Genomic DNA, 8,812 nt, shown 5'->3' with positions numbered 1-8,812 from the left:
TGTATAAACATCAGGATAAAGTTCCCGAAGGTTAATTTTCTTCATTATGTACCTCCATTTCGATTCACGGGTGATTGACGGGTGAATCGAATGGGGGCGGAGACCGACACCGGCAGACAACCGGGTCATCTCCGAAAAAATGGCAACAAAAAACGCCAGATTTCCGTGAGGGAAAACTGGCGCGCCAAGAACAGCCATTATTATACTGAATTACATGGAACGATAATACCGATGCAATGTTATACTTGCCCGGAGGAGGGGCAAGGCTTTTTTTAACTGATGTAGATCATGTGAGCTTTGAAAAAGCAAACGAGACACGGCAAAATAACCTCCAATCGGCTACCGTGCCCCTGCAAGTCGTCATTGGTTTGTGTAGACGCAAAGAAACGGCGGCTCTGATTTTTCAAAACCGCCGTTAAGGTAATAACTTAAAATAGGCGCACAAAATCACCTGCCCCAACCAACGATTTTTTTCTTTCCCCGTAGTCGGGGCAGGTTTATACGCTATGTAATTATTCTTTCGTGACTAATTCTTTCAGCCGTTCATAGGTTTCTGCGCTAATATCATGTTCAATCCGGCAGGCATCAGCCTCTGCCGTTTCAGGATCAACGCCTATGGATATGAGGTGCTTTGTTAAAAAGCAATGGCGTTCGTAGATTTTTTCAGCCACATCCCGACCACGTTCGGTCAGATGTAGATAATGTTTTTCGTCTGTTGTCAGAAAGCCGCCCTCCCGTAAAGTTCCTACTGCGTAACATACGCTGGGTTTTGAAACCTCCATATACCGGGCAACATCCACGGAACGCACCATACCGAGCTTCTTTTGAAGTATAAGCACGGCCTCCAAATAATCCTCTCCGGCAGTATGAAGTTTCATAGGCAGCTCCTTTCGCCATTAAGCAAGACTCCAGCCAGCCGCACTCTTTCGGATATTGATAAAATCCTGATAGATACCAGGCTGGTTCAAAAGTTCCTCATGGGTTCCTTGCTGTGCAATCTGGCCGTTGTCTATAACTAAAATCTGATCGGCGTTCTGGATGGTATTTAGGCGGTGAGCAATTACAAGCAGGGTCTTTCCCTTCACCAATTCGGAAATAGCCTCCTGAATATAGCTTTCATTGTCCGTATCCACACTCGCGGTAGCTTCGTCCAAAATGACGATAGGCGCGTCTTTCAGGATACAGCGGGCAATCGAAATACGCTGCTTTTCGCCACCAGAGAGTGTCGCACCGCCTTCGCCAACCACTGTCTGGAACCCATCAGGCAGAGCCATAATGAAATCATAGCAGCGGGCTTTTCTGGCAGCCTCATAGACTTCTTCTTCCGTGGCATCCGGCTTTCCCATGATGATATTGTTGTAAATGGTGTCCTGAAACAGATACACGCGCTGGAATACCATGCTGATCTGATTCATCAATTCCGACAGAGGTACATTGCGAATATCCACACCCCTTATCGTCACATTGCCGGATTTTACATCCCAAAGCCGCGCCAGTAAGTTTGCAATGGTGGACTTACCACTACCGGATGGCCCAACCAGCGCTGTCATAGAATTTTTCTTCATGGCAAAACTGATATGGTGCAAAACCTCTTTATCCTGATAAGCAAATGTAACATCGTTGAACAGGACTTCCGGCTGTCCCGGCTGTGCCTGAGCCGGAATATGCTGCTTGCCGTTGTCGGAAAGTTCCGGTTCATCCAATACCGCTTCAATACGATCAAGGGCAGCGTTCATAACGGTTAGTCTGGATGCTTCTCCATAGAGAGCCTTCAACGGGCCAAAAAGATCAAATACAAATAGCAGAACACCCAACACATAAGCCAAAGAAAGTGCACCGCTCTGTTCCAACACAATAGACAGGCCGAAAATTGCCGCAATACCAATACCGTAAAGGATATTCAGCCCCATTGTCCACGGGGTCATTTTCCGTTCAAAGTCAAGCGATGTATTTCTGGAACGTTTGAAATTGCCGGACAGTTCTTCGGATTTTTCTCCAAGCAGGTTATAGCTCTTAATAACACCAATGCCCTCCACAAAAGACAGCACCGCATCGGTCAGCCGTTCACTCTGCTCCTGACGGCCTGCTGCTTCTCGTAGGGAAACTTTGTTCATTCCCTTAGATACCAGCCATGCCAAAATAGTAACTATCGCAGCAATCAAGCCAAGCTGCCAATTCAGATAAAACATGAACGCCAGCAAAACCAGCGAGGACAGCAGATAGCTCATCATGTTTCCCAGCGTACTCATAGCGACTTCTTCAATGAACACCATGTCGGTACTGAGGACAGAACTGATCTTGCCAATATTGCCGGAAGTGAAATATCCCATCGGAAGTTTCCGCAGATGGCCGCCCAATTCGATACGCTTGTCAGCGAACATCAAATATCCCGCTGCACTTTGCAGGCTGTCACTAAGATAGTGGACGAGCATCTGAACCAGCACAATAGCGGCAAGGCCAAGTCCCACATAAAGACAAGTCTGCCCGGTAATCGTCTTATTTGCAAATCCACTCAAAACCACAAAGGCCAGAAAAATCGGCATTTTGGACAGAATGGATTCCAGAAACGCACAAACAAATGCGCCCTGAATACGGCTCTTATAATGGTCGGAAAGTTTCAATATTCTTGAAAACAAAGCAAACATTTATTTCCCCTCCTTTGCAGTATGTACTTTCCACTCGGCGCTGTCCTGTGCCGCTTTCCACAACTTTTGATATTCTGGGCAGGACTGGATCAGCTCCTGATGTTTGCCCGTTGCAACCAGCTTTCCGTGATCCATAACACAAATCTGATCTGCGTTCATAATGGCTGGTAATTTGTGCGCGATAACCACAAGGGTCTTACCTTTTACAAGCTCTGCAATGGCAGCTTCCATCTTTTCCTCATTTTCGGGATCGGCATAGGCAGTTGCCTCGTCAAGCACCACAATTGGAGCATCTTTTAAGATTGCCCTTGCCAGAGAAATACGCTGGCGCTGACCGCCGGAGAGCATTTTTCCTGCATCACCAGCCATTGAATGAATACCCTGCGGAAGTTTCTCAAGGAACTCCATACACTGAGCTTTCTTTGCGGCCTCCACCACTTCTTCATCCGTTGCGTTCAGCCGACCAAGCCGAATGTTTTCAAGCAGAGAGGTGTTGAACAGGTATTGATCCTGCGCCACATAGGAAATACGGCTGTTGAGTGCTTCAAGGCTCATATCGCATAATTTCTGCCCACCGATGGAAATACTGCCTTTCTGTGGGTCATAATAGTGAATCAGCAGTTTCGCTAATGTACTCTTGCCGGAGCCAGATTCACCAACAAGGGCTGTTTTCTGTCCAGCTTTTGCCGTAAAGGAAATGTCATGGAGAACTTCATCCTCAATTACAACAGGCTTTCCATCCGGGCCGGGCTGTGTGGTCTGATAAGCGAAAGAAACATGGTCATAAGTAATGGTGTCATCTTTCCCGTGGAACGCATCTTCTGTCTGCTGGAGCTCTGGCGCATCCAACACCTGCTCCAATGCAGAAATTTTATAGTTGAGCTGGGGCATGGTAGGCAGGAAACCGAGAGATTTCAGCAGTGGCATACCAATACTTAAAGAAAGACACAGTACCAAGATCAAATTAGGCAAAGTAGACCAGCCAGAGAGAACGAACCATGCGCCAACAGGTAAAGTCAGAATAATGGTGCATGGAAGCAGACTGCTGTAAATTGCCATCCACGGCCACGCCGCCTTGTACCACGCCAGAGTATAGTCCCGATAATCTGATACATCTTTGCGGAACCGCTCATAGGAATCTGCGTCCTTATTGAATACCTTGACAACTTCCATACCGTTGATGTACTCGATAATGGTATTGTTCATCTTTTGTCCGGCCATGTAGTAAGGCCCCATTTTTTTCATCCCGACCGAATACATCGTCATCATGGCAATCAGGCTGATCGGAATGGATGCCAGCGACAGAAGCGCCAGTTTCCAATCCACAAAGAACATTGCCACATAAACCGCAATAGGGATCATCAGATTTGCAATTCCCTCCGGCATGGAGTGAGCCAGTAAAACTTCCAGACTGTCTACATCATCCACGAACAGCTTTTTGACTGTGCCGGTGCCTTTATCCTGAATGACACCGAGGGGCAGCTTTTCAAACCGTTTTTGAAGTGCCGTTCGCAGACGGAGCAGCGTGTCATAAGCGGCTTTATGAGAAAGATTCAGTCCCCAGCCATAGAAAAGGGCTTGCAGCACCAGACACGCCAAGACAAGAGCCACGCGCGAAATGATAAAGGATGCTCCAATAGATTCACCCATGACCAGCGGCGCTATCACCTGATAAGCCAACACAAAGGGCAGGACACCCATCAGGACGCTGACCAGCACGATGGCCGTTGCTGCATAAAGCCCCTTCTTATGAGGCCCTGCATACTCAAATACTTTTTGAAACATAATTCCAACCTCCTTATCAGTTAAAATATTTTTCGGACAACGTTTTCAAAATTTCTGGCGAGAGCCTTTGATTTTGAATAGCCCCGTCATCATCCAACTGAACCACCTCCGTACAGGTACGGACAATAAATTCAAAATCGTGGGACACCACAAACACGATCACGCCGGAGCTGGAAAGCTGTTCGATCAGTTTGCTGACACGCACCATAGAATCATAGTCCAAACCACTGGTAGGCTCGTCAAAGTAGATTACTGGACTGCCCTTTACGATTGCCGCACCGATAGTAACTCTCTGCTTTTGACCACCTGAAAGGGATGCCGGATGCCGTTCACGGTAATCTGATAGTTCCAGTGCTTTCAGCGTTTCATCCACTTTTTCTTTGCAATCGTCCTTCATGCCAAGGGATAGTTCTTCCTCCACGCTGCTGGCAAAAAGCTGATAATCCGTATCCTGCATGACAAGATAGGAAAGTGCCCGCCGCTGGCGTGGTGTCAATTTTTTGCCGTCAAAGCAGACCTCGCCGTGCTGCTGCTTTAGCAGGCCCGTTAAAATAGATAAGAGGGTCGTTTTTCCGGCTCCGTTATGACCCAGAATACCAATCACATCTCCTGCATGAGCTTCAAAGCTGACATTTTGGAAAATATCAGGTCCTTTCTTGTAGGCAAAGCCTAAATTGTGAACTTCCAGCTGATGTGTCGCGCCCTTTGTGTTCGGCCTTTCCTGATAATGTTCTGCATCGCGTTCTGGGTATGCTGTTCGCAGGCCATAAGAAATTCGTGTTTCTTCGGGCAGAGAGCAAAACTGTTCCCTTGTGAACTCATGCTCAATTTTCCCGTTCTGGATCAGAAAGGCTCGATCAATCAGATCGCGCAAATAATAAAAACGATGCTCTACCACAAAAATTGTGTATCCGGCGTGTTTAAGTTTTTCCATGATTTCTGCCAGCCGTTTGGTAGCGCCATAGTCAAGATTGGCCGATGGTTCATCAAAAATATATACTTTGGGCTCCAGCGCATAAACAGAACCGATTGCGATCTGTTGCTTCTCTCCGCTGGACAATGCAAAGATACTCCTGTTCAAGTAGTTTACCAATTCCAACTCTTTTGCCGCTTTTGCAATGCGATCAATCGTTTCTTCACGGGGCAGTCCGAGATTTTCGCAGCCGAAAGCCAATTCCCGCGTGGTATCCGTCATAAAGAACTGAGAACGTGGGTCTTGAAATACCGTTCCAACCTGTCCGGCCAATTCAGACGGCTTCATTTCCAGCAGTGAATGACCATCCATGAGCAGATCGCCTTGGATTTCTCCGGGATAAAAGTGCGGAATCAGACCGTTGAGCGAGCGGATCAGGGTTGTTTTGCCGCAGCCGCTTCGCCCTGTCAGAAGAATGAACTCACCCGTCTGTACGGTCATATCCATGCCGCGGAGGGTAAAGTCTTTGCTTTCTTCATAACGAAAGCTAAAATTCTGAAATGAGATCATCGTCATATCCTCCACAAAATAATTTCCCCGATTTTAGTCTGGTCGATAAAAAGCAAACCGACCAAAAAGAGGATACCCAACAGTGATACCACGATTTCCGGCCACGAAAAACGGATTGGCCGCAGCGCGTATCGTTTGCACTCCAACTCCAGACCGCGTGTTGTGCCGGATGCTGCCAGTTCATCAGTGACTTTCAAGCACCTCATCAGCAGAGGTATCAAAATATATTCTATGGTTGCTAACGGATGGGATACCCGTTTCCACACGGTATCACTGATACCGCGAATATCCATCGTGCTTCGGATTTGTCGGTATTCAATCCGTAAAGTAGGGATATAGCGGAACATAACAACAAGGGGGATTGTGACTGCCTGGGGCAACCGCATCCGTTGAAGTGCCACCATTAAGTCATCCATGTATGTAGTTCGCAATATCCAAAGTCCTATCATCATGATAGGGATCAGTTTTAAGACCGTCACGCCGAACACGCTCATAATCACACTTAAAACCGGAACTTGGACGTAACGGAGCAGGGCATTGAGATAAGCAACAATAATATAGGTCACTATCATTTTGACAGCCCATTTTCCACCGTTACCAAAGGCAATAAACAGCCCGTAAACCAGCATGAGCGCGAGACTGACAACTTCTCCGGCCAGAAAATAACTAACAAAACCAATGCAGACCAAAAGAAGTATCTTGCAGCGTGGGTCGAGGAGCGCAGAGCCATGTAGGGGCTGGCGCTCGATTATTTGTTTAATTTGTGCTTCTTCCATTCAAATGTCTCCCTATAAAAATCAAAGCGCGGGACTCTTCTCAGCCCCACGCTCTGAAGTCAGGCAGCCCGCTTGCCTGTATTGCCTGATAAAGTTTCAGGGGGCTGATCCTGTTATTTTACTGAAACAAGTCCAGCTTTGATAAAGTGTTTTCTCAATGCTTTCTGACCGATAAAGCCGCCAATCAGACCGCCTACCAATCCGGCAGCGACAATGACTACCAGCATGGGAACGGAAGTAATGTTCAACATTCCCTGAATGTACTCCGGGGCAATATTGTTTTTCTCCATTGCTCCGACAAACGCGCTTTGAAGAAATTTGATAGGGCAGATAGCACTAAAAGCAAAAATAGCACTGAACAGCGCATAGGCTGCCATCATGGACTTCATTGTAATTTCATTCCGACTCATAACCAGGAAATCACAGATGACACCGCCAATTATCAAGCCGATAGGAATGAACCAGAAAGCACCCACCAGCAGAAACAGGATCGCCTGAATTGCGGCGCAAATGGTAAACACGCCTTTCTTCGGAACCTTAGCCAGCAGGAGCATCATAACGATGCCATTCGGGATCGCAACAACGGACGGGTAAAATACGTTTGTCACCGGGCCAGCCACGCTCATAATGGTGCTGATAACCATGCAGATAATCCACATGAGGGCCGTTAAAACACCGATGAGAATAAAATCTTTCGCATTTAGCTTTTGTTTCATACTCTTATTCCTCCTCACTTTATTTGGAAAATAAAAAATGCGATGCGGTTAATCTTCTCTAACCACATCGCAAATTGTACCAATTTCCGTTGTTACATCCAACCCAAACCCGATTTCATTCTACCCAAAAACGGTATTTTTTTAGGTTTAGCCAATCGTATTTTCATCTTTATAGTTCTTAGGTATTACTCCATATTTCTTTTTGAACGCAGCCGCAAAATTGCTTGGTTTTGAATATCCAACCAGCGTTGCGATCTGGCTTACATTCAAGTCGCTTTCCAAAAGCAGCCCTGCCGCTTTTTCCAGTCTTTGATCTATGATGTATGCGTGAACCGATGTCCCAAATAAAGAATTAAATCCCTTTGTCAGCTTGGAAACACTGATATTGACCTTTTTCGCCAGTTCCTCACAACTCGGTGCAAAAGCAAGCTGGCTGTCGATAATCCGCTTTGCCTCGGTAATTGAGTCCCTGTCACTTTTAGAAATGCTGATATAACTCGATGAAAGAATACTGAGTTCCAATACTTCACTCAAGTACACAGACAGCAATTCAAAAACTTTGCTTTCCAAGAATAGATACCCTAAACCGCCACGATATTGCGTAAAATCTTTTACCTCCGCAAAAATGTGTTCCATATACGGGGTAACGCTCACTTTTGAAATTCCTGTCAATAATTTCTTTTCATAAGCGTTTATTTCACTATCTTCAAAGTAGTCATTCAAAATTTTGTGAAAATAGGGCATGGGAATTTTTATATTCTTGAAAAGAAAATCTTTCTTCCCGGAATAACACAAGTATTCCATTTTACCATGTCCTCGATAAATGCAGGATTCGCCTTTCTGGATGCTGACACTTTGACGCGCATCTGCAATATTCCACGATACGCCATCATTGAAGCAAAATAAAAGTTGAATATAATCTTCGCAGCTTACACCCTGCACATTCATATCTGAAAAATAGTTCATTTTCCAGTCGGATACAACAGCACCTTGCTTTGTAACAACCTGTGAAATCTGGCCTGTTCCCATATCAGCCGGAATATCTATTGTCACTGTCTGCGGAGAGTTGGAGAGCAGATCATGGTACAGCTTCGTCATGTATTGGTTTGTCATTGTACGCCCTCCTTTCTTGGTTAGTCAAAGCTAATCATATAATACTGCATATTTTGGAAGCAGTCAAGGAAAGCCTACAGCAACAGAAGTCCTACGGCCTCTAAAACACATTTTTTCTTTTTTATTTATAAAATCGGTACTGATGAAGGAGGAAAACTTGTCCTTCTTATTAACACTGACAAAAAAGGCAAAAAACAGGCGCATCAAATGAAACTTTATCAAAAATATTTTACAAGCTGCTTTAATCCACGGCGGATACTGTCTCGGACACGGCTTGGGTCTACACCTTCTACT

General features: G+C 45.8%; 7 protein-coding genes and 1 pseudogene. All 8 read right to left on the bottom strand.

Annotated elements, in window-relative coordinates:
* Positions 1-512 precede the first annotated feature (512 nt).
* Complete coding sequence (locus GPK90_RS17830) at positions 513-878, bottom strand: metal-dependent transcriptional regulator (RefSeq protein WP_015553312.1); 366 nt, start codon at positions 876-878, stop codon at positions 513-515.
* Positions 879-896: 18 nt separating this feature from the next.
* On the bottom strand, positions 897-2,645 hold the full coding sequence (locus GPK90_RS17825; protein WP_215703582.1) for an ABC transporter ATP-binding protein: 1,749 nt from the start codon (positions 2,643-2,645) through the stop codon (positions 897-899).
* Complete coding sequence (locus GPK90_RS17820; RefSeq protein WP_215703581.1) at positions 2,646-4,430, bottom strand: ABC transporter ATP-binding protein; 1,785 nt, start codon at positions 4,428-4,430, stop codon at positions 2,646-2,648.
* A 16-nt stretch (positions 4,431-4,446) separates the two neighbouring features.
* The gene (locus GPK90_RS17815; RefSeq protein ID WP_346011301.1) at positions 4,447-5,913 is read right to left on the bottom strand and encodes an ATP-binding cassette domain-containing protein; all 1,467 of its coding nucleotides are present in this window, start codon (positions 5,911-5,913) and stop codon (positions 4,447-4,449) included.
* Between the two features lie 2 nt (positions 5,914-5,915).
* Positions 5,916-6,689 carry an energy-coupling factor transporter transmembrane component T family protein gene (locus tag GPK90_RS17810; protein WP_215703580.1) on the bottom strand — a complete coding sequence of 258 codons (774 nt, stop codon included), beginning with the start codon at positions 6,687-6,689 and terminating at the stop codon, positions 5,916-5,918.
* A 113-nt stretch (positions 6,690-6,802) separates the two neighbouring features.
* Positions 6,803-7,405 carry an MptD family putative ECF transporter S component gene (locus tag GPK90_RS17805; RefSeq protein WP_215703579.1) on the bottom strand — a complete coding sequence of 201 codons (603 nt, stop codon included), beginning with the start codon at positions 7,403-7,405 and terminating at the stop codon, positions 6,803-6,805.
* A 147-nt stretch (positions 7,406-7,552) separates the two neighbouring features.
* The gene (locus GPK90_RS17800) at positions 7,553-8,518 is read right to left on the bottom strand and encodes a helix-turn-helix domain-containing protein (protein WP_147573486.1); all 966 of its coding nucleotides are present in this window, start codon (positions 8,516-8,518) and stop codon (positions 7,553-7,555) included.
* A 218-nt stretch (positions 8,519-8,736) separates the two neighbouring features.
* Positions 8,737-8,812 (bottom strand): annotated as a pseudogene (locus GPK90_RS17795) (sigma-70 family RNA polymerase sigma factor); the annotation flags it as partial.

It is taken from the genome of Clostridium sp. MCC344 (genome assembly GCF_018785365.1).
GTDB lineage: Bacteria > Bacillota > Clostridia > Lachnospirales > Lachnospiraceae > Pilosibacter.
Note: the sequence above shows the minus strand (reverse complement) of the source record. Positions and strands in the feature narration are given on the sequence as shown.